Origin of the sequence: Coprococcus comes ATCC 27758, from assembly GCF_025149785.1 — a bacterium.
GTDB classification, from domain to species: Bacteria; Bacillota; Clostridia; order Lachnospirales; family Lachnospiraceae; genus Allocoprococcus; species Allocoprococcus comes.
The window spans coordinates 767,902-789,206 of the sequence record NZ_CP102277.1 but is presented as its reverse complement, the minus strand read 5'-3'; the positions used below and the strand labels follow the sequence as shown (position 1 = coordinate 789,206).

Annotated in this window: 19 protein-coding genes and 2 pseudogenes; 1 reads left to right on the top strand and 20 read right to left on the bottom strand. The window is 40.6% G+C overall.

Annotated elements, in window-relative coordinates:
• Positions 1 to 2: 2 nt before the first annotated feature.
• From NQ556_RS04095 to NQ556_RS04070, 6 genes are all read right to left on the bottom strand, one after another.
• Positions 3 to 242: a hypothetical protein gene (locus NQ556_RS04095; RefSeq protein WP_147574872.1), complete on the bottom strand. Its 240-nt coding sequence runs from the start codon at positions 240 to 242 to the stop codon at positions 3 to 5.
• A 76-nt stretch (positions 243 to 318) separates the two neighbouring features.
• A complete protein-coding gene (locus NQ556_RS04090; protein ID WP_008372130.1) occupies positions 319 to 1,221 on the bottom strand; it encodes an ABC transporter permease in 903 nt (300 codons plus the stop codon).
• Positions 1,221 to 2,132, bottom strand: coding sequence for an ABC transporter ATP-binding protein (locus NQ556_RS04085; RefSeq protein WP_008372132.1), 912 nt, complete (start codon positions 2,130 to 2,132; stop codon positions 1,221 to 1,223). The genes NQ556_RS04090 and NQ556_RS04085 overlap by 1 nt, the downstream gene beginning before the upstream one ends.
• A 636-nt stretch (positions 2,133 to 2,768) precedes the next feature.
• Complete coding sequence (locus NQ556_RS04080; RefSeq protein WP_044998953.1) at positions 2,769 to 3,569, bottom strand: helix-turn-helix transcriptional regulator; 801 nt, start codon at positions 3,567 to 3,569, stop codon at positions 2,769 to 2,771.
• A 351-nt stretch (positions 3,570 to 3,920) separates the two neighbouring features.
• Positions 3,921 to 5,318 (bottom strand): MFS transporter, encoded by a 1,398-nt coding sequence (locus NQ556_RS04075; RefSeq protein WP_008372141.1) that lies wholly within the window; start codon positions 5,316 to 5,318, stop codon positions 3,921 to 3,923.
• 169 nt (positions 5,319 to 5,487) lie between these two features.
• Complete coding sequence (locus NQ556_RS04070; protein ID WP_044998954.1) at positions 5,488 to 8,526, bottom strand: glycoside hydrolase family 2 TIM barrel-domain containing protein; 3,039 nt, start codon at positions 8,524 to 8,526, stop codon at positions 5,488 to 5,490.
• A 201-nt stretch (positions 8,527 to 8,727) separates the two neighbouring features.
• Here NQ556_RS04070 and NQ556_RS04065 point away from each other — a divergent pair, with 201 nt between their 5' ends.
• Positions 8,728 to 9,591, top strand: coding sequence for an AraC family transcriptional regulator (locus NQ556_RS04065; RefSeq protein ID WP_044998956.1), 864 nt, complete (start codon positions 8,728 to 8,730; stop codon positions 9,589 to 9,591).
• A gap of 11 nt (positions 9,592 to 9,602) precedes the next feature.
• Here the strand turns inward: NQ556_RS04065 and NQ556_RS16650 are convergent.
• The 14 genes and pseudogenes from NQ556_RS16650 to def all read right to left on the bottom strand — a co-directional run.
• A pseudogene (locus NQ556_RS16650) lies at positions 9,603 to 9,716 on the bottom strand (DUF4186 family protein); the annotation flags it as partial.
• 157 nt (positions 9,717 to 9,873) lie between these two features.
• Complete coding sequence (locus NQ556_RS04055) at positions 9,874 to 10,524, bottom strand: thiamine diphosphokinase (protein ID WP_008372144.1); 651 nt, start codon at positions 10,522 to 10,524, stop codon at positions 9,874 to 9,876.
• A complete protein-coding gene (rpe, locus tag NQ556_RS04050) occupies positions 10,517 to 11,179 on the bottom strand; it encodes a ribulose-phosphate 3-epimerase (RefSeq protein WP_008372145.1) in 663 nt (220 codons plus the stop codon). The genes NQ556_RS04055 and rpe overlap by 8 nt, the downstream gene beginning before the upstream one ends.
• 6 nt (positions 11,180 to 11,185) lie before the next feature.
• Positions 11,186 to 12,073 (bottom strand): ribosome small subunit-dependent GTPase A, encoded by an 888-nt coding sequence (rsgA, locus tag NQ556_RS04045; RefSeq protein ID WP_008372146.1) that lies wholly within the window; start codon positions 12,071 to 12,073, stop codon positions 11,186 to 11,188.
• A gap of 12 nt (positions 12,074 to 12,085) precedes the next feature.
• Positions 12,086 to 14,188, bottom strand: coding sequence for a Stk1 family PASTA domain-containing Ser/Thr kinase (gene pknB / locus NQ556_RS04040; protein WP_204575841.1), 2,103 nt, complete (start codon positions 14,186 to 14,188; stop codon positions 12,086 to 12,088).
• A complete protein-coding gene (locus tag NQ556_RS04035; RefSeq protein ID WP_008372150.1) occupies positions 14,182 to 14,925 on the bottom strand; it encodes a Stp1/IreP family PP2C-type Ser/Thr phosphatase in 744 nt (247 codons plus the stop codon). The genes pknB and NQ556_RS04035 overlap by 7 nt, the downstream gene beginning before the upstream one ends.
• Before the next feature lie 3 nt (positions 14,926 to 14,928).
• Positions 14,929 to 15,966: a dual-specificity RNA methyltransferase RlmN gene (rlmN, locus tag NQ556_RS04030; RefSeq protein ID WP_173689920.1), complete on the bottom strand. Its 1,038-nt coding sequence runs from the start codon at positions 15,964 to 15,966 to the stop codon at positions 14,929 to 14,931.
• Positions 15,966 to 17,270 carry a 16S rRNA (cytosine(967)-C(5))-methyltransferase RsmB gene (gene rsmB, locus NQ556_RS04025; protein ID WP_204575839.1) on the bottom strand — a complete coding sequence of 435 codons (1,305 nt, stop codon included), beginning with the start codon at positions 17,268 to 17,270 and terminating at the stop codon, positions 15,966 to 15,968. Before rsmB ends, rlmN begins: the two co-directional genes overlap by 1 nt.
• Positions 17,257 to 17,967: a zinc metallopeptidase gene (locus NQ556_RS04020; protein WP_008372155.1), complete on the bottom strand. Its 711-nt coding sequence runs from the start codon at positions 17,965 to 17,967 to the stop codon at positions 17,257 to 17,259. Before NQ556_RS04020 ends, rsmB begins: the two co-directional genes overlap by 14 nt.
• A 173-nt stretch (positions 17,968 to 18,140) precedes the next feature.
• Complete coding sequence (locus NQ556_RS04015) at positions 18,141 to 19,304, bottom strand: RNA-guided endonuclease InsQ/TnpB family protein (RefSeq protein ID WP_055297353.1); 1,164 nt, start codon at positions 19,302 to 19,304, stop codon at positions 18,141 to 18,143.
• Positions 19,252 to 19,548, bottom strand: a pseudogene (locus tag NQ556_RS04010) (IS607 family transposase); the annotation flags it as partial. The gene NQ556_RS04015 and the pseudogene NQ556_RS04010, both read right to left, overlap by 53 nt.
• Positions 19,541 to 19,657, bottom strand: coding sequence for a MerR family DNA-binding transcriptional regulator (locus NQ556_RS16800; RefSeq protein ID WP_416387197.1), 117 nt, complete (start codon positions 19,655 to 19,657; stop codon positions 19,541 to 19,543). The pseudogene NQ556_RS04010 and the gene NQ556_RS16800, both read right to left, overlap by 8 nt.
• Positions 19,658 to 19,851: 194 nt before the next feature.
• Positions 19,852 to 20,790, bottom strand: coding sequence for a methionyl-tRNA formyltransferase (gene fmt / locus NQ556_RS04005; protein WP_022219952.1), 939 nt, complete (start codon positions 20,788 to 20,790; stop codon positions 19,852 to 19,854).
• Positions 20,791 to 20,813: 23 nt separating this feature from the next.
• Positions 20,814 to 21,284: a peptide deformylase gene (gene def / locus NQ556_RS04000; RefSeq protein ID WP_008370813.1), complete on the bottom strand. Its 471-nt coding sequence runs from the start codon at positions 21,282 to 21,284 to the stop codon at positions 20,814 to 20,816.
• Positions 21,285 to 21,305: the final 21 nt, after the last annotated feature.

The following is a 21,305-nucleotide window of genomic DNA, read 5'->3' as shown; positions in this document are numbered from 1 at the left end:
TATTAAGTTACCTTTTGCATTATTGTTAGTTCTGCATCGACATCATTGGCAAACTTATGGATAGTCTCCTGTGATGTCAGATTATCTTTATCTCCATATAATATACAAGTCGGAACCGACCAATTGACCGGATGATTACGCACATAACACAAATATTCCCAGGACAATGTTTCTCCAAATCCTGTAGTTATCAACTGTTTTTCACGTAACTTTTCTTCCGTTATATCCGCCCATCTCATCATGTCAAGAATCACCTTTTCCATATCAACGATTGGTGAAATGAAAAAGGCTTTGTCTATCTGCCGAAAATAATATTTTCTATCGTCCGCCTTCACCATCTGGCAGCAATGTAACAAAATAATAAATAATTCCGAATACAGCTATACTTCCCATCATAATACCGATCATCTGATTTACACCTACCACATTTTCATGAAATACCGGATTGCAATCAAGAGTGGCTCTTATCGCTTCAACCATTTCATCCGGATAATGTTTTCTCTCCATCTCCATGAATACTCCGTGAAGCATATGATTCTTAATCAATGAAGTGGCATATGTACTCGGGAGATAAGAAAGTGCCTTCTGAAGACCTGATCCAAAATTTGAAATCGGCATATAAGCACCACATATAAAACCATATCCTGCGCTGACAATTGTACCTACAGCCGAAAGCTGTCCCTGTGTTGTCAACGGAAAGCTAATGATACTTGAAAGTGTACTTCCAAACAGGACGAGCAATATCATATCAAATAGAACCCATAATACGTCTGCTGCATTCAGATACCATCCCATTTTAAGCAGATATCCCAGACATAATACAAACGCAAGTGTATTGACCATCACTGAATTAGCTACTGTTGACAGAAAATATCCCAAATATATTTTTCCCTTGCTGACCGGCGAAACATTAAAATCCTTCCATGTTCCATTTGCCTTGTCCTGCACCATAGTCAGATTCACGCAGAATGTTACAGTAATACAGCTTACTGCCATAAGTGATGCTGTCAGTTGTGCTGCCACGGTTCCATTAATAAGCTTATCCGAAATCGTGATCATATCCGGAATCGCTGCTGTAAAAGAATCTCTGAAAACTTTTGCAAGAAACGTAGCATACAGAACAATCAGAATGACGGGGGTAATCATTGATGTAAACAACATCCCTTTATCTTTAAAAAACAGTTTCCTGTTCCTGTTCATCAATGCCAATACTGTTCTCATCAATGCTCACCTCCTAGCTTTTTCCCTGTGACTGCAAGAAATACATCATCCATTCCGCCTTTTACTACTTCATAATCCCTGAATAGGTCCTGATGTTCTACAATAAGCTCCGTAGCTTCCTTCGTATTTCTTACTTTTATCTGATATCCGTCACGTATTTTTTTATATTCTCTGTTCAATGACTTTATTTCATCTTCGGAAACACCATAAACAGATACTATATCCTGTACATAATCATTTTTAAGTTCAAACGGTGTACCTTCCGCTGCGATACTTCCTTTGTCGAGAATCACAACATACCCGGCATTAGCAGCTTCTTCCATATAATGTGTAGTCAGAAATACTGTCATATTTTCATTTTTCTGAAGCTTCTCGATAACATTCCAGATTAATTGCCTTGTCTGTGGATCAAGCCCTGTTGTAGGCTCGTCAAGAATCAAAATTTCCGGTCTGTGCAATAATGCACGGGCAATATCAATCCTCCTTCTCTGACCTCCCGACAGCTTACCTACAGGTCTGTTTAAAAACTCGTCAAAATCCAAAATCTCGACCAGCTCCTGTAATCTCTTATCAAAGGCATTTCCTGTAATGCCGTACAAAGCAGCTCTGCTCATTAGGTTTTCTTTCACCGTAAGTGGTTTATCAAGTACGCTATCCTGAAATACAACACCAAGCATCCTTTTTGTCTGTGCGCCGGCTTTGTCAGTTTCTATTCCGTTTACCTGAACCGTTCCACTGTCTTTTTTCAGCAGTCCACAAAGAATAGAAATGGTTGTACTTTTCCCTGCACCGTTTACTCCTAGAAATGCAAACAATTCTCCTTTTTTCACACGAAAGCTCAAATCATTTACCGCTTTTACTTCGCCAAAGCTTTTATTCAAGTGGCTGATTTTAATGATATCTGATTCCATATCTTCTCCTTAGATTTTCATTTTTCCTTAAATGCTGCAGCATATGTTGGATTTATCTTTTCTGTTAAAATCCATATATTAAAAAGTAATATGAATGCAAAAATTGTCCATGCCCCTTGGCAATTACCATTCGGTTACTTATATTGTAGTAACCAATTGGTAACTTGTCAATCTTTTTCTAATCTTCTATCACTTCTATCGGATGAGCATCCGAAACATAAATCATCGGATCATATGAATAAAAAATATAATTTTTTCGCTTGCCGTTTTCGTTCTTCACTTGTTTTGTTATAAGCCATTATCTTTCTTCCGATCTGATTTTTGGTATAGAAATCAAATCGGAGCATGGCGGTGACCGGATATGTGGTATCCCACAATTCTCAAAAAATGTCGAAAAAAAAGTGTTGCAACCAGTATGATGATTACAACACTTTGTTCATTCTTATTGTTTAATTCTTTTTGTTGAACCCATTGATGCAAATACCACTTCTCCTATTGCTCATGTCTCCCCTCAAAACATTACATTTAGAAGCATATGACATAATAATTAACCACTACCCCATATTATAAATACCACCCAGAGATACTTATTTCAGACTGATAATCAGATTTTTATTGAATTTATTAATCTATATGTTATGACAACATATCTTTCAGACATGTACTCCGGTAGTCACTCGGTGATATTTTATATCTTTCTTTAAATACTCGGTTAAATGTTCTCTGACTTTCAAATCCACTATCCAGACAAATGTTTGTAATAGAATCACTCGTATTTTCCAAACGCTGGCATGCATAGTTCAGCCTTACATCGTTAAGATATTGATTAAAGTTTCTATGGAATGTTTTGGAAAAGAGTCTGGATAAAACATATTTGCTCACCCCCAGATCTTTTGCCATCTCTTCCAGCGAAAATTTCTTCTTAAAATTTGCTGATATATAGGAAACTGTCTGGTAAATAAGATCGTTGCTCCCCACATTACTCTTTTCTACCAAATTTAATTTTCCTATGCAGCGTGCCAACACAATTTGAAAATATGCCTGTGCAACAGTAATATCCGACTGTTCTGTCTCTAAAATTGCATTTATAACCCTATATACCTCCGGTTCAACCTTTTCCGCTTTGATGATTGGGTATTCAGGAGCCATGGATTGCATGATATCTGCAAATTTGGCTATCGTAAATGGCGATGCAATCAGATAAATCGCTTTATTTACACCGGGTGTCAGTACCTGATAGTGATGAATAACATCTGGAAATACAAAGCCTATATCTCCTTTTTCCATATGGTATAGTTCCTGTCCGACACCAAGTTCTAATGCTCCACTTGTTACACAAACGATCTCCAGTGCATTATGAAGATGTGGTTCAATATGTTTTGACTTCCTATTTATTGCTATGATCTCCTCTTTTGTGTCAACATATTTTAACTGCATGAAATACTCCCCTTTGCAATATTTGTCTATATCTTCTTTCGATTTGGCAAGCAATCCTTTTACACCTATCTTATAATCAACTTGTAAATAAGGAAAGGAGGAATTGCAAATGAGCAACCTAAAAAAATATCTGAATGACCTTTTAGTATTCTACATTGAATATTTTGAGCATCCTTACCATGTATAAATACTAAAAGGACTATTTTGTGAAAACTGAATATTTTCTTAAGGCCATTTCACAAAAATGAAGTGGTCCTTTTTTATTTTCAAAATACAGTTCTATCACTTTATATATAGAAAAAAGCACTGTCTCATCGAGCAACGACCAGACAACGCTTTCTCCTGTCAATTCTAATTTATGTCTGATGCATCTGTTACTTCATCTGTAGCAATTCCTTTTTCTGCTTTCAGTTTTTTATTTGCATCTTCTACATTCATTCTTGAAAGTACAAACATAATCAATACATCAAAGATTAACGGAAGCCAAAGATACATAAACTGCATCATATCAAGTGCAGACTGCGGCTGAGTTGTATTTGTTCCGATATATCCACTGAACTCAAGCAACCATCCAACAACAGCGGTTCCAATACCTCCACCGATTTTTACGCCAAGAGAAGTACAAGAGTACATCGTTCCGTCAATTCTCTTTCCCTGTGTAAGATAAGTGTACTCAGAGCAGGATGCGATAACTGCATTCATATCTCCCTGCCATGGTCCCTGACCTAAGGCTGCAAGAGCTGTAAATGCCATCATCAGCGGAACACTGCCCATATATCCTGCAACAACAACAAGTGCTCTACCGATGACTGCTAAGACATAACCTCTTAAGTTCAGTTTATACATACCTTTCCACTTACCAACTAATGTCGGTGTGAAAATCAGGGCAATGATCAGTGGAATATTTACTGCCCATGCAAATTGTCCAAACAAATTCTTATTTTTCAGTACCCATGTCATGTAATAAATGCCAGCTCCAATCATGGCACCATATAACTGCTGTAAAATATATGTTCCACAAATCATCATGTAATATTTGTTTTTGACAAGAAGCTTGAATGCCTGTACCATTCCATACTTTTCATTATCATTCTTTACTTCTCCTTCATTAAGTTCTTCCTCCGGAAGTTCCTTAACAGAAAGTGCTGAAATCGTATTTACGACAAGACCAATGATTGCATAGATAATAGCAACCGTTCTCCATGCTGCAGCATCTCCACCACATTTATCTACAAATCCAACTGTAATTGCCTGAATCAGAAGACTTGTTGAAAACGCAAAAATAAAACGGTAAGATCCCATCTGCACACGCTCTTTGCTGTTCTTTGTAATCAGTGACGTAAGTGCTGAATAAGCAATATTGTTTGCTGTATAAAACACACCATTTAACAGTGTGTAAGAGATAAAGAACCATGCATATTTAGCCGTTGTTCCCAAGCTGACTGGTACTGCAAAACAGCAGACCAGCGTAATGGCACAACCAATATATCCATATAGCATCCAGGGTTTCGCTTTTCCCATTTTACTGTGTGTTTTGTCAATCATTGATCCAAAAAATATATCCGTAAAACCATCAAATAGTTTTGATACGGCAATCAGGGTACCTACGACACCTGCAGCAAGTCCTACTGAGTCCGTCAAATAGACCATCATAAAAGATGTCAGGAACGCATAGACTACATTACCTGCAATATCGCCTGATCCATATCCAATTTTGTTATACCATTTCAAATACTTTTTTTCTTCCATCGAATTTCTTTGCTCCTCATCTTCATCGCACTTAGAATTTCAAGATGTCTAACAGAGTATGATGTCTAATTCTAGTTTTTTCTCTGTTTTTGTCTGATTGCTCTGTATATCCGGACTTTACATAACAATCAGACTCTCTTTCCTTGTTTACGAGTTACATGAAACTTTATTATCCCTTTATATACGGTATCAGTGTAAACTGGAACCGGAATAATACATCATCAAATCGGTACTGCTCCAATACAACTGGACCACAACTGTTAGAACCAATGCCATTTAGTGCATAGTCAACACAAAATACTACACTATCTGATTCTGTCAGTTCATAATTATGCGTTTTCTCCTCAAGTTCTTCCTGCGTATAATAAGAAGCATTGAATGAGAAGGCATTTTCCGCAGAGACCACAATTCCATATCGGCTGTTGTTAAGCTCTACATATTCACAATCATAATGGCTTCCATTTTCCTGTGGGCGAATATAATCCTCATGCAAATCATCTACATTTGCCTGATACAAACCGTGGCTCGCAGCCTGATGTTTGTCACAATAGCTTTCCTGTGGTCCCATTCCAAAGTATCGTGCAGCTGAAAGTTTTTTATCCAGGAACATCCTCACACCAAATCTTGGCAGGTCCGGAAATTCATCATCTTTTGTTACTGCAATATCTGCATCAATCTTTCCAGCAGCTTCTATTTTCCATGTGATCGTCACATCAAGAATCTTCTGTACTGTCTCTGCCACAACGGATGCATGGCTTGTAATTTTCACACCATGCTTTCCCTGCACGACCTCTGTCGTGTAAGCTCTTGTATAAGCTTTATCATAATGGGCTTTCTTCCATTCAGACTTGATATACATATCATTATCTGTTGGTGCCCTCCAGATATTTAATTCCATCGGGTGGTTCAGATATTCCCGACCTGCAAATTTCATCTCTGTAAAAAGTGCAGTCCGTCGGTCGATTGTATATGCGAATTCACGGCCTTTGATATGAATCTGGGTATCATCTTCACTCACCTGTAATTCAGAATCCGTCACTGTTTTTTCAACCCATTTTTCTGCTAACTGGCATTTGGCATCCTTCTGGCTTACTTCGATCTCATCAAATCCAAGGATATAATCCTCTTCCAGCAGAGGCATTTCTTTTTTCAGGTGGTAAATAAGTTTTAAATAACATTTTCCATTTTCCGGAACGTTGACCTGCAGGTTTGTTTTTCCTTCACTATGTGGTACCACAGATACTTCAGCAAGTTTTCCTTTCCCAATCAAAAGTCCATCCTGTGTCAATTCATAGCTGATTTTCACATAATCTTTCAGATTATCAAAATCCATGTAGTTATGAAGCACCAGTTCTCCGCTTTCTTTGTCATAGGAAATAACCCTTGCCGGGCGATAAACATTCTTGTATTCCAAAAGTCCTGTATGTACCGTTCTGTCCGGATATACTAATCCATCCATACAGAAGTTGCCATCATGAATTTCTTCGCCATGGTCGCCCCCATAAGCATATATAGTCTTTCCATTCTCAGCAGTTCCATGAGCAATCGCATGGTCACACCATTCCCAGACAAAACCGCCACACATTTTATCATTATCCTGAATCATCTGGAAGTAATCTTCAAAATCTCCAGGTCCGTTTCCCATACTGTGACAGTACTCTACCAAAAGAAAGGGTTTGCTTCCATCTTTATCCAGATATTCCTGAATTTCGGAAAACGCCGGGTACATCCGGCTGTACACATCCAGATTGCTGTAATCATATGTTTCATCATAATTACGATATCTTGCACTCTCATATTGTGTGATACGGTCTGGATCAAAATTCTTTGTCCATTCCAGTGCTTTTTCAAAGTTGCAGCCATAAGCACTCTCATTTCCCATTGACCACATAACAATACAGAAACGGTTTTTGTCACGTTCCACCATGAGTTTTACTCGATCAACGATTGCCTCTTCCCATACCGGATCATCTGCAATCTTCTCATTCCATCGTTTGAACCGATTGTAATCGGTGTCTTCTTTTCTGTAGATCATAAATGGACCATGAGCTTCAATATCTGCTTCATCTATTACCATGAATCCATACTTGTCACACATTTCATAGAAAAATGGTGCGTTCGGATAGTGGCTGGAACGGATCGCATTAAAATTATGCTGCTTCATTAACGTAAGATCGGTTGTAATCTGTTCCGGATTGATTGTAAATCCAGTAACCGGATCAGAATCATGTCGATTGACACCACGGAATTTAATCTTCTGTCCATTTAAATAAATAACCTGGTCTTTAATCTCTATCTTTCTTAATGCAATGTGATCTACAATTACTTCATTCTCTGTTTCAAAAATCAGTTTATATAGATATGGATTTTCTGTATTCCAAAGTTCCGGACTTGCGATTTCTAATACAGCTGTTCCTTCTTCAGCAATACTTCCTAGTGCTACAACTGCTCCGTTTCTATCTTCAATCGAAATTTTTACATTTAACGGAGAGTAGAATTTCATTTCAATTTCTACTTTCGCAAGCATATCCTCAATTCTTGTTTTAATATGATAATCACTGATTGCCTGTTTTGGGCGTTTCAAAATGTACACATCCCGGAAAATACCACTCATACGGAATTTGTCCTGATCTTCCAAATAGGAACCATCACACCACTTCATGACCAGAACCGCTATGCTGTTCTCTCCGTCCCGAAGGAGATCGGTGATATCAAACTCACTGGTCATATGAGAAACCTGGCTATACCCTACATAAGAGCCATTGATCCATACATAAAAGCAACTGTCTACTCCTTCAAAATTCAAGAAAGCTTTTGGTGCATTTTCATCTTTGTGATAAACAAAGGTATGTGCATATGTTCCACATGGAATATCCTGTGGTACATACGGTGGATCAAATGGGAACGGATACCTGATGTTTGTATACTGATGTGTGTCATATCCTGCCATCTGCCATACACTCGGAACCTGAATCTCATCAAAATTTTCTGTATCATAATCTTTCTCAAAGAAGGGTTCCTGAACATCATAGATACTGTTAAAATACTGGAACTTCCAAGTTCCGTTCAATAACTGCATTCGATCTGACTCTTCCCTGTGCTCCACCAGGTTATCCATTCTTTTGGATGCCGGAATAAAATAGGCTCTGGCTGGCATTGTATTTTCATGCAGTACGCTTAAATCCTCATAATAACGTGGTACAATCATAAATAACTCTCCTTTAATACATATACATTTTTTTGCACTTTGTTTTTTCACAGCAAACCTTGTCTTTTACTTTTATGTTTACTCTTCTCTGTTTTGCTATATATATCTTATCCTAATCTGCAAAACATGTCTATGAATTGGATTAGACAAAATATGCACTAAATGATACAATAACAAAAAAAGGAAAAGAGGTGCTACCATATGTATATGAATACCGGTTATTTAAACCACTCCCATATGGATTTCAAAGACAAAAGTCGCCCACTGGTTGTAGGAAGTTGCGGTACTTACCGCCTTTCCAGCCATCCAAAGTTACCAACCTACCGTCCAAGGGGACGCCTGGATTATCAGATTATCTATATCACTGCTGGTTATGGGCATTTTCATTTTGACAATATGGATAACGAAACGATTGTCCCCGCCGGTAATATTGTACTGTACAGACCGAAGGAACTTCAGAAATATGAATATTATGGAAAAGATAAGACAGAAGTATACTGGATTCATTTTACAGGCAACAATGTAAAAAATATCCTACGGCAATATGGATTCCCGGATAAAGAGCGTGTATTTCAGGTCGGAACCTCTATGGAATACGAACAGATTTTCAAGCGTATTATCATCGAGCTTCAGCGTTGCCAAGATAATTATGAGGAAATGCTTGTCCTTCTGCTCCGTCATCTTCTTATCATCTTTCATCGGGAACTGACCAGGGAACATATCTCGAAAAATGAATACCTGGATCACGAGATGGATAACGCAGTTACCTTTTTCAGTGAAAATTATAACCAGAATATTAGCATAGATGATTATGCTGCCTCACGTGGAATGAGTGTCAGCTGGTTTATCCGAAACTTCAAAAAATACACAGGTTCTACACCAATGCAGTTTATTGTGGGAATCCGAATTAACAATGCCCAGATGTTACTTGAAACAACAACCTATTCCATCAATGAAATTTCTAAAATCGTTGGGTATGATAATCAGCTTTATTTCAGTCGGCTTTTCCACAAGCTGAAAGGATATTCCCCAAGAGAGTACCGAAAGATAAGAAACAAGTTCTAAAATCCACAATATCATAAATCCAGTTTCCCCTCCAAAAGAGGATGCCACTCCATAAGCACCTGACTTAGTTCCTTGCCCGACTGCATTTTATGCCACTTTCGGATGCACTCCCTGCAGCATGTTGCCGGATTGTGTCCAACCCTTTTTCAGATTCGTGTTTTTTCAAAATCCGGCTTTATAATCAAAAAAGTACTCATCTCAGACACCTAGTATCTTTTACGCAAAAAAACCAGATACCATTTTCGAATGATATCTGGCTTTTCTCTTCTTATACATCTCTTATCAGTCTTTCGTTTCCATAATAACAATCCGACCATTTACAAAACTGATCTTCACTTCATCATCCACAAACTGGTTGCTCACCGTCAGACTGTCGCACGGCATCAGATCATGATGATTGAGTGGCCATTTCGTACCCTCCAAACTGAAATCATAAATCTCACCTTCCAAAGAAAATACAGAAAGATATGGTCCGTATGCTTCTGACTTTTTCAGCACACAGGATTTATTCGTTACCCAGATTTTATTTTTCTCATCCAGAATGCAGGCATTTACTCCGGCATCACATGCCACACTAAGTGTCTGGACATTCGCCCACAAATGATCGATTCTTCCACCGGTTGCCCCAAGAAGGATCATCTCTTTGCTTCCCAATGTAATTCCCAGCCGAAGAGCAATCTCTGTATCCGTCGCATCCTTAACCGGATTATATTCCCGGATCGGAATATTCGTCTCCTTGCGATAGTAATCAATCACCTTTGGATCAATACTGTCAAAATCCCCAACAATATACTGAGGCTCAATCTTATGGTTATACAGATACTCAAGCCCCTTATCTACTGCGATAATATAAGCCTCCGGATTTGCTTCAAGAACCTTCTCTGCAAATCCCTCGTCAAGCATTCCCCCACTGATAATGACTGTCTTACTCATAATTCTTTAAAATCTCCATCAATTCTCTTGTGTTTTCTCCTGCATTCCCTTTGAATACAGCTGATCCCGCAACAATCACATTTGCTCCCGCATCCAGTGCTTCTTTCACATTGAATGCATAAATTCCTCCGTCAACCTGAATATCAGTCTCAAGTCCACGTTCATTCAGCATTGCCCTAAGTGTTCTGACCTTATCCAGCATCTCAGGAATCAGCTTTTGTCCGCCAAATCCTGGATGGACTGTCATCACAAGGAACATATCCACTTCACCAAGGAATTCCTTCAGGACCTCCACCGGTGTATCCGGTGAAATTGCCAGTCCTGTCTTCATGCCACACGCTTTGATCTTGTCCAGAGTCGCACGTATATCCTTGCATGATTCATAATGTACAGTAAGAATATCCGCTCCTGCCTCTGCAAATGCTTCCACATAACGGATTGGTTCCGTAATCATCAGATGCGTATCTATCACCTGCTTTACCGCCGGTTTGATTGATGCAAGCACAGGCATTCCAAAAGAAATACTCGGTACAAACACGCCATCCATCACATCAAAATGTAAATATACCGCTCCATTTTCCTCTGTCTGGCGGATACCTTCTTCCAGATTACAAAAATCTGCCGATAAAATAGATGGTGATAATTTATATTCCATTTTAGTTTAGTACCTCCTTTTTTCCTTCTGTTCCAGTTCCCGATACATCTCACAATAATCTTCATACCGCACCGGATGCACTTTTCCCTCTTCCAGAGCCTCTTTTACCAGACACCCCGGTTCACTGATGTGATTACACCCCTGAAACCTGCAGCCTCCCTGATACTGATCAAACTCCGGAAAATAATATTTCAATTCTTCCTTGCCAAAATCATTGGTATACAGTGACGAAAATCCCGGTGTATCCATGATATAGGAATCCTCGTCGATCGGGATCAGTTCTGAATGGCGGGTAGTATGTTTTCCCCGCTCGATCTTTCTGCTGATACTTCCGGTCTCCATATTGACATTTTCCTGAAGACAGTTGATCAGAGAGGATTTTCCAACTCCTGAAGGTCCGGCAACAGTTGTTGTCTTTCCTTTTAGTGCCTCTTTAATCTCCAGAATATTTTCTCCTTCTCTGGCACTTGCAAAGATCACACGGTACCCACAAGCCTCATAAGTCTTCTCCAGAGACTCGATTTCCGGCTCATCTGCAATATCCTTCTTGTTGAAACAGATAATAACCGGAATCTCCTGCCGCTCCATCATAACCAGAAACCTGTCCAGCAGATTAAAATGCGGATCCGGCTTCTTCACTGCAAATACAACCAGTGCCTGATCAATATTTGCCACTGCCGGTCTGATCAGTTCATTCTTCCTTGGAAGGATCCGGATGATATTACCGGTCTTCTCTTCTGCATCTAAGATCTCATATTCTACCAGATCTCCGACCAGTGGTTTAATCTTCTCCTTACGGAAAATTCCTTTTGCTTTACATTCATAAATGACAGATTCTACTACGTCATAAACGTAGTAGAATCCTGCAATCCCTTTTATAATTCTTCCCTGCATAAAACAGTCCTTTTAATTTCCTGTATTGTTGCCGTTATTTGAGTTGTTACCGGAATTATTGCTGCCCGAATTGTTACTGTCGGATCCACTGCTTGCCTGTGAGCCATTGCTTACATACAGTGTGATCGCAGTTCCTACATCTACCGATGTACCTTCTCCCGGATCAACTTTTACAACTTTTCCAGATGGTTCTGCACTGTCAATATCAACTTCTGTATAAGTCAGATTTCTGGCATTCAGTGCTGAAATCGCATCTCCAAGTGTCTTTCCTGTCAGAGTTGGTACCTTCACCTGATCTGCAGGCTTTGGTCCTTTGCTGACAACATAACTCACACTTGTTCCTTCAGCCACCTTCGTTCCGGCATCTGTGCTCTGACGGATAATCATACCTTCTGCATAATCATCTGAATATTCTTCACTGCTCGTTCCGCCATCGGACAATCCGCTTGCACTCAGTGTAGATACCGCATCATTTACATACATTCCCACAATTGGCGGAACTGACACCTTGTCCGGCTGTTTTTCACCTTTACTGATATACAGTGTGATTTTAGAGTCAGCAGATACCTCTGTTCCCTCTGCCGGATCAGTCCTTGTAGCTTTTCCACTTTCAACATCACTGCTGTATTCACTGGTAACAGTAATGTTCTTGCTCGTAAAGCCCTGTTTGATCAGTGCTTTCTTGGCTGCATCTTCATTCATTCCCTCTACACTCTGGATCATGATCTTTTCCGGTCCTGAACTTATTACAACCTTGATCACCGTATTTTTCTTGACTTTCTTTCCTGCTTTTGTCTTCTGCTCAATAATCGTACCTGCTGCCTTATCTGATGCTTTCTCGGATTCTACTTCCAGCTTCAGCTGCTTCTTTTCGCACATCGTCTCTGCAACATTCTGCGGCTGTCCGACCAGATTTGGCACTTCAATCTCATTGGAAACTGAAATCTGACTGTCTGAACGCTTACCGAACACACCTGCTGCTTTGCCGATCAGGAAAATCAGCGCAAATGCAACGATCACTGCAACTGCAACCATGAGGATCTTCATCATCTTGTTCATCTTCGGATCTACGCCATTTTTACTGTTACCGCGTCTGCCCCCGTTATAATTATCCTCTTCGTCATCCTCATCATAGTCATCATTTTCGTCATATTCTTCATCGTCATAGCCATCATCATACTCTTCGTCATCATAACCATCGCCCTGACGCTTTTTCATACGTGCCATCCGCTCCGGCGAGATCATCACCGTATCTCCCATACTCCGGATCGGAACCATATCTACAAATTCGCCACTCGGATCGACCAACGCCCTCTTCAGATCCTGGATCAGTTCTCCGGCACTCTGGTAACGTCTTTCCGCGCTCTTCTGTGTACACTTGAGAATAATCTTCTCCAGCGCCGGATATAAATCCGGTGCATACTCAGAAGGCGGGGTAATATTCTCCTGTAAATGCTTCATTGCAACCGAAACAGTAGAATCGCCATCGAAAGGAACCCTTCCGGTCACCATCTCATACATGGTGATACCTGCAGAATAGATATCACTCTTCTCATCACAATAGCCGCCCCGTGCCTGCTCCGGAGATACATAGTGTACCGATCCCATTGCACTGGTGCTGACTGTCTGCGATGTTGTCGCCTTTGCAATACCAAAATCCGTAACCTTTACCTTTCCTTCTTTGGAAATGATAATATTCTGCGGTTTGATATCTCTGTGTATGATGTGATGATTGTGAGCTGCCTCAATACCGGTACACATCTGAATTGCAATACTGATCGCTTCCTTGGAAGAAAGCTTTCCTTTTTTATGCACATATTCTTTCAGAGTGATTCCTTCTACCAGCTCCATGACCATATAATAGAGTCCTCGATCCTCCCCTACATCATATACATTGACAATATTCGGGTTCAGAAGCCCTGCTGCTGCCTGTGCTTCTGACCGGAATTTCTTTACAAAGTTTTCATCTTCCCTGTATTCTTTTTTCAGGACTTTCACTGCGACATATCTGTTCAGCATACAGTCCTTCGCCTTATATACATCCGCCATTCCACCGGCTCCGATCTTGCTCAGAACCTGATAACGGCCACTTAAATAAATCCCGTCTTTTACCATATACTCACCTCATCAGAAAACGGTTCTGCAAGAACAACACTGATATTGTCATTGCCCCCGTTCTCATTCGCCCGGTCAATCAGATTCTGACCGGCTTCTACGATATCTCTTGCCCCTTTAACTATCGCAAAAATTTCTTCATCCTCTATCATATTACTGAGTCCATCGGAACACATCAGGATGATATCTCCCTTTTTGAGGCTGAATTCATAAAAATCCACCTCTACATCCTCTTTTACTCCAATTGCTCTGGTAATGATATTCTTATCCGGATGATGTCTTGCCTCTTCCTCATTGATTCCTCCCAGACGAACCATCTCTTCTACCAGGGAATGGTCTCTGGAAAGCTGCCTGATATCATTATTCAGAAGATACAGACGGCTGTCACCTACATTTATAAAATAAAGTGTATGATCGATCACAGTTGCCGCAACCAGAGTGGTTCCCATCCCCTCCAGATTAATGTCTTCATCTGCTTTCTCGATCAGCTTGTGGTTCGCTGTCTGAGCCGCATCTTTTAAAATCTCTTCCGGCCCATCCTTTAATGTATGCTTCAGTTCTTCTTTCAGAACTTCCACCGTATATTTTGACGCAAAATCGCCTGCCTTGTGTCCACCCATTCCATCGGCTACTACCAGAAGATTCGGCAGCGTACCTAATGACTCATCTGTGGCAAACACGTAATCCTGGTTCATTTCACGTTTTCTTCCAACATCTGTCATAGAAAATATTTTCATATTTTATACTCCTTGCATCGTCTTGCGCCGTAACTGTCCACAGGCTCCGTCTATATCTGAGCCCATTTCTCTTCTTATAGTAACATTTATCCCGTTTTTTTCAAGTTTATTTTTGAAATTCTCGGCACTTTTTTTGTCCGGTTTTTCGTAGTTTCTCTCCTTGATCGGGTTCACCGGAATCAGGTTTAAATGGCAGTTTCTGTCTTTTAAGATTCCCATCAGCTCTTTTGCATCCTCCGGTGTATCGTTTACGCCGTGAACCAGGCTGTACTCAAAAGTGATCCTCCGTCCGGTTTTTTCAAAATAATAATCACACGCTTCCAGAACCTCATGAAGCTCGTATTTATTTGCCACCGGCATCAGCGATCTTCTCTTTTCCTGGTTGGAACCGTGCAGGGAAAGTGCCAGCGTGATCTGTAGCTTTTCTTCTGCAAGTCTTCGGATGTTCGGTACAATTCCACAGGTAGACGCCGTGATATTTCTCTGGCTGATATTGAGCCCGTGCTCATCACTGACCATGTGAATGAATTTCAGAAAATTGTCATAATTATCCAACGGTTCTCCGGTTCCCATGATCACAATATTAGAAACTCTCTCGCCAGTGATCTTCTGGATCTGGTAAACCTGTCTTAACATCTCTGACGGTGTCAGGTTTCGTTCCAGCCCGTCCAGTGTTGATGCACAGAAACGGCATCCCATCCGGCAGCCAACTTGCGAGGATATGCATACCGAATTGCCATGTTTATATTTCATCAAAACACTTTCTACCATATTCCCGTCTTTCAGACAAAACAGGAATTTATTGGTCCCGTCAATCTTTGAAATCTGTCTTTTTTCCATTTCGACTCTTCGTATTTCGTATGCTGATTCCAGTTTCTGGCGTAAAGTTTTTGGAAGATTGGTCATTTCTTCAAAATCATCCACCAGCTTTTCATGGATCCAGGAATAAATCTGTCGACTGCGGAATCCTTTTTCTCCAATCGCCAGCATTTCTTCCTGTAACTCTTCAAATGAATACGAAGCGATATCTTTTTTTTCCATTATCTGTCCCTCCGGATAAATTTAGCAATATAGAAACCATCGGTTATATCAGACGGAAAAATCTGTTTCTCCCATTCCAGGTCAAATTCCGGATGTTTTTCGGCAAACCATCCGGCGTTTTCCTCGTTCTCTGTCCTGCTGATCGTACAGGTGCTGTACATCAGTGTTCCCTCCGGCTTCACATATCGGCAAACCGCATCCAGGATCTCTCTCTGAAGTGCTGCAACTTCAGTCTCCGTCTCCGGGTTCATCTTATACTTCAGATCGGTCTTCTTCGCAAGAACACCAAGGCCGGAACACGGAAGATCCGCGATCAGAACATCTGCTTTTTCCTCAGAGTCCGCATCGAAGCAGGTTGCATCCTGCTGCACTGCACGGATATTTTCAAATCCCATCCGTGAAATATTTTCCCGAATCAGCTCTACCTTCATCTCTGTCAGATCCCTTGCCTCTACCATACCTGTCCCATTCAGGATCTGTGCCGCATGGAGCGCTTTTCCTCCCGGTGCCGCGCACACATCCAGTATGTAATCTCCTTCTTTGATTCCTGCCTGTTCCGCTACCATGATCGAAGCTGCATCCTGTACCTGGAATTTTCCTTCCCGGAACGCCGGGATTGCTGCCAGATAATCATAGCCTGAGATCAGAAGCGCAGACGCAAGAAGCGGATGTTCTTTTACCTGAATGCCTTCTCCTGTCAGCTCTCTGATCAGCTCTTCTTTGGTGGTTGCATTTCCATTGATCCGGATTGTTGTTGCACGTTCTTTATAAAAACCTTCCAGGATGTATTTCGTCTTCTCTTCTCCATAATCTCTCACCCACATACGGATGATCCATTGTGGCATGGAATACTTTATTGAGAGAAATTCTTCTGTATTCTCCGGATACGCAATCTTATCAATGTTTCGCGCGATATTTCTGAGTACCCCATTTACAAATCCCCGCAGGTTCTTAAAGCCTTTCCGGATAGCAAGGTTGACAGCTTCATTGCATGCTGCCGAATCCGGAACCTGATCCATGTATTTGATCTGATAGACCGCACAGCGCAGGATATTGCGGATCACCGGTTTCATTTTTTCTGTCTTTACTTTTGAAAACTGGTTGATAATATAGTCCAGTTCTATCCTCCGCTCTGTTGTCCCTTCTGCAAGCCTGGTCAGAAATGCACGGTCCTGCTTGGACAGATACTGATATTTTTCCAGCACCTGTCTGAGCACGATATGACTTTTCTCTCCACGCTCGATTTCCAGCAGGATCATCAGTGCAAGTTCTCTTGTACCTACTCCCTGGTTATTCGTCGTCATTTCTTCTTCCTCCTGTCAGGATCAGTATTCTTAAAAGCTGCAGAAGTGCAGATGCTGCACTCGCCACATAGGTAAGCGCTGCCGCTGTAAGAACACTTCTTGCCTCACGTACTTCTGATTCATATAGCATGCCTGAATTTTTCAGGATTTTAAGTGCTCTTCCCGATGCATTAAACTCTACCGGAAGCGTGATGATCTGGAACAGCACTGCCAATGAAAACATCAGGATCCCAAGATTGATAAACAATGTAGACATTTCTCCTCTGATAAATAATCCCATTATGATCAGCGGCCATGAAATCCCGGATCCAAAATTCGCCACCGGAACAAGTGCTCCGCGTATTGTCAGCGGTACATAATGCCTTGCATGCTGGATCGCGTGTCCACATTCATGTGCTGCAACTCCAAGTGCCGCAACCGATGTCGAACCGTAGGTGGAATCTGAAAGCCGCAGTACATGGTTTGCCGGATCGTAATGATCGGTCAGTTTTCCACTTACTCTCATCACCTGTACATCATAAATCCCTTCCATCCTGAGGATCTGCTCCGCAGCCATCGCACCGGTGATCCCGGCGTGGTTGCGGACCTGATCGTACCTGGCGTAGGTGGAATTCACTTTGGCGGATGCAAGGGCGCAGATGATGACGCCGATGATGACAAGGAAATAAGTTGGATCAAAATAATATGGGTAGTACATGTTTGCCGTTACTGAAAACTTATAAAAAGTTACAAACTTCTATGTTTCATTCCTACTTCAACGAGTATGCTTTTGATGATATAAATATCTATCTACTCACAAGTTCTTGTACTCTCCATAGGCGTAAATTCCGGACTAACGTATCCGTACATATTTGCATTAACGTTTCAGTGTCAGCTTGCAAATCGTTCTCCATAACCCTTAAGATTTATTGATGCCTGGAAATCTCTGTCAATTATATTCCCACACTCACATCTATATTCCCTGTCAGATAATTTCAAATCTTTTTTGATATTTCCACAACAGCTGCAAAGCTTTGATGATGGATAAAACCGATCAGCCACAATAAGCTGGATCCCTTTATCACTGCATTTGTATTCAAGCTGTTTTCTAAACCAAAAAAATCCTTGTTCCTGAACTGCTTTGGATAAATGTCTATTTTTCATCATTCCGCTGACATTCAGATCTTCAATACAGATAAATCTTGGTTTTCGATTTACGATCTCAGATATGGTCTGATTCAAATAGTTTTTACGGATGTTTGTTAATCTGTGATTTCGTTTTAATAAAAGTTTTTCCTTTTTGATTACATTATTGGTTTTGCAGTAACTTTCCCCTTTCTTATTCTTCTCGTAAGAACGAGAGATACTACGCTGTAATCTGCGTTTCTGTTTTTCTAGTTTCTTTACTTTCTGACTCTTATTAATGTTCTTATATTTAACAGCATCAGAGCAGACAGCCAAATCTTTGATTCCTAAGTCTATACCAACTCCATCATCATTAAGTGTTTCCTTGCAATCAGGAAATTCCACACATACACTGATCCACCAGTTCAATCCGTCAAAGGATATTCTCGGATTCATATATTTAACATCTGTTGGAATACGTCCATGTTCTGCAAGTCTTACCCAATTCATTTTCTGCTTATTTGCTTTCCTGCTGGAAGAAAAGCCTTCAAACTTAACGTGGGTATTACTGAATTGTATCTTAACATTGTCCTGATAGAACTTCGGCATTGATCTCTTTTTAGACTTGAATCTTGGGAATTTTTGCAAACCCTTGAAAAAGTTCTTATACGCAGTACAGGCATCTTTGATTGCCTGTTTGGTTACATTATTTGAAATATTCAGCAGCCATGCGTATTCATCAGAATGTCTGAGCTTTGTAAATTCTTTTCTGAGTTCTGAATCTGAAATGAATTTGCCACCTTTTTCATAATTTTCTTTTTCCCTGGCCAAAGCCCAGTTATAAGCAAATCTTGAAGCACCTGCGTACTGAAACATCTTAGTTTTCTGTACGTTGTTTGGTATCAGCATTACTTTTATGGCTTTTACCATCTGTTTCCTCCTGTATCAATTCCCGGATAAGTTTCTTAGCTTTGTTCGCTCGTTTTCCTTGTAATTTGCAGCTGAATACTGTGATTATTTGAACCAGATCTTCAACAAGTTCCTGCTGTTCAGATTTTTCAGTATTATCAATAATCTCAATCTCACAATTATAAAGTGAAGCGATATATTCTATCAACTCAAAACCAAATCGCAATAGCCTGTCTTTATATAAAACAACAACCTTTTCAACTTGATGTAGTATGATGCGGATGAAGTTTTCCATTTGCATCCCAATTTCGTAATGTCTGAGCAGATACGCCTATAATTTTTGAAAATTCGTGTATAGAATAATATTTACTCAAAGTATCAACTCCTTTCAATAATATTCTAGTCTAATATCTTATAAAACTCAATATCCACTTATATGATTTTATAATTTATCTTTAACTGTTAATGACCTCCTTGTTGAATAAGGGTTCACGTTTTTTGGTGCCGGATATGTCTAGTCAAAAAATATTTGTTAAATTTGCAACTTCAAATTTTTAGAGTTATAATTCTAACCTAATTTTTCTCCTGTTTCTATGTGGTATCCGCGTAGGAAGGCATCGGCTTCCATGCGTTTTTTGCCTGGGATCTGGAGGGACTTGATGGCTAGTCTGCCTTCGCCGGTCTGAACTTTGAAGCCGTGTTTTGTGACTTCTGTGATCGTTCCGGGCTCATGAGTATCTATGGTTTCTACAACATCCTCTACTTCTGCTTCCCAGATTTTCATCGTTTTGCCTTCCCACTGGGTGTAGGCACTTGGCCATGGATTTAAGCCGCGGATCAGGCGTTCGATTTCTACTGCTGTTTTCGTCCAGTCGATCTCACCGGATTTTTTGTTGAGCATTTTTGCGTATTCGGTGGTGCTTTCGCCCTGTTTTTGTGGAGTAATGGTTCCTTTTTCCAGTTCTGCAAGGGTATGGACGCAGAGTGTGGCTCCTTTTGCGGAAAGTTTATCGAAAAGGCTTCCTCCTGTTTCTTTTTTATCTAATGTGATTTCTACTTTCTCCAGCATATCACCCGTGTCAAGTCCTTCATCCATCTGCATCGTTGTGACACCGGATACTTTTTCTCCATTGATGACCGCCCATTGGATCGGTGCAGCACCGCGGTATTTCGGCAGAAGGGATGCATGGACATTGATACATCCGTACGGTGTCATTTCCAGAATCTCTTTTGGAAGGATCTGTCCAAATGCCACGACTACGCAGACATCTGCCTGATATTTTTTCAGTTCTTCGATACATTCAGGTTCCCGGATCTTCTTTGGCTGATAGACCGGGATATTATGTGCAAGTGCACATTCTTTTACCGGAGTGAACTGCATTTCTTTGCCTCTGCCCTTTGGCTTGTCCGGCTGTGTGACAGCGAGCACTACTTCATGTCCTGCTTCTACCAGTGCTTCCAGTGTTCCGACTGAGAAATCAGGAGTTCCCATAAATATTATCTTCATCTTATCTTCCTCCCGCTTCCAGCCTAGGCTTCTTCGTATTCTGTGCTGTGAAGTTCGCCTTCTACTTTTTCTACATAAAGATGACCGTCCAGATGCTCCAGTTCGTGACAGATTGCTCTTGCCATCAGTCCTTCGCCTTCAATCTCGTATTCTTTCATATCTTCATCAAGTGCTACTGCTTTTACATAATTCGGACGGGTAACAATACCGGATTTACCTGGTACACTAAGGCATCCTTCTTCCCCGGTCTGTTCTCCGCTGCTCTCTACGATGCGTGGGTTGATCATAACAACCGGACCTTCTCCGATATCGATGACAACGATTCTTTTGAGAATTCCAACCTGTGGTGCAGCAAGACCTACCCCCATTGCCTCGTACATGGTCTCTAACATATCATCGATCAGTTCTGTTGTTCTTGGTGTCATCTTTGTTACTTCCTTACACACCTTTGTCAGTACTTCATCGCCTATTTCTCTGATTTTTCTAATTGCCATTTGTTCTTCCTCCTGCCTTTT

Excerpts from the sequence above, each read along its gene's own strand:
- NQ556_RS04055 (WP_008372144.1), bottom strand. The coding sequence starts at position 10,524 with ATGAGTAAGACAGTCATTATCAGTGGGGGAATGCTTGACGAGGGATTT.
- pknB (WP_204575841.1), bottom strand. The coding sequence starts at position 14,188 with ATGGTAAAAGACGGGATTTATTTAAGTGGCCGTTATCAGGTTCTGAGC.
- NQ556_RS04090 (WP_008372130.1), bottom strand. The coding sequence starts at position 1,221 with ATGAGAACAGTATTGGCATTGATGAACAGGAACAGGAAACTGTTTTTT.
- rpe (WP_008372145.1), bottom strand. The coding sequence starts at position 11,179 with ATGGAATATAAATTATCACCATCTATTTTATCGGCAGATTTTTGTAAT.
- rlmN (WP_173689920.1), bottom strand. The coding sequence starts at position 15,966 with ATGGAAAAAAAAGATATCGCTTCGTATTCATTTGAAGAGTTACAGGAA.
- NQ556_RS04020 (WP_008372155.1), bottom strand. The coding sequence starts at position 17,967 with ATGTACTACCCATATTATTTTGATCCAACTTATTTCCTTGTCATCATC.
- NQ556_RS04085 (WP_008372132.1), bottom strand. The coding sequence starts at position 2,132 with ATGGAATCAGATATCATTAAAATCAGCCACTTGAATAAAAGCTTTGGC.
- NQ556_RS04075 (WP_008372141.1), bottom strand. The coding sequence starts at position 5,318 with ATGGAAGAAAAAAAGTATTTGAAATGGTATAACAAAATTGGATATGGA.
- rsmB (WP_204575839.1), bottom strand. The coding sequence starts at position 17,270 with ATGACGACGAATAACCAGGGAGTAGGTACAAGAGAACTTGCACTGATG.
- NQ556_RS04070 (WP_044998954.1), bottom strand. The coding sequence starts at position 8,526 with ATGATTGTACCACGTTATTATGAGGATTTAAGCGTACTGCATGAAAAT.
- NQ556_RS04095 (WP_147574872.1), bottom strand. The coding sequence starts at position 242 with ATGATGAGATGGGCGGATATAACGGAAGAAAAGTTACGTGAAAAACAG.
- fmt (WP_022219952.1), bottom strand. The coding sequence starts at position 20,790 with ATGAAGATAATATTTATGGGAACTCCTGATTTCTCAGTCGGAACACTG.
- def (WP_008370813.1), bottom strand. The coding sequence starts at position 21,284 with ATGGCAATTAGAAAAATCAGAGAAATAGGCGATGAAGTACTGACAAAG.
- NQ556_RS04015 (WP_055297353.1), bottom strand. The coding sequence starts at position 19,304 with ATGGTAAAAGCCATAAAAGTAATGCTGATACCAAACAACGTACAGAAA.
- NQ556_RS04065 (WP_044998956.1), top strand. The coding sequence starts at position 8,728 with ATGTATATGAATACCGGTTATTTAAACCACTCCCATATGGATTTCAAA.
- NQ556_RS04080 (WP_044998953.1), bottom strand. The coding sequence starts at position 3,569 with ATGCAGTTAAAATATGTTGACACAAAAGAGGAGATCATAGCAATAAAT.
- rsgA (WP_008372146.1), bottom strand. The coding sequence starts at position 12,073 with ATGCAGGGAAGAATTATAAAAGGGATTGCAGGATTCTACTACGTTTAT.
- NQ556_RS04035 (WP_008372150.1), bottom strand. The coding sequence starts at position 14,925 with ATGAAAATATTTTCTATGACAGATGTTGGAAGAAAACGTGAAATGAAC.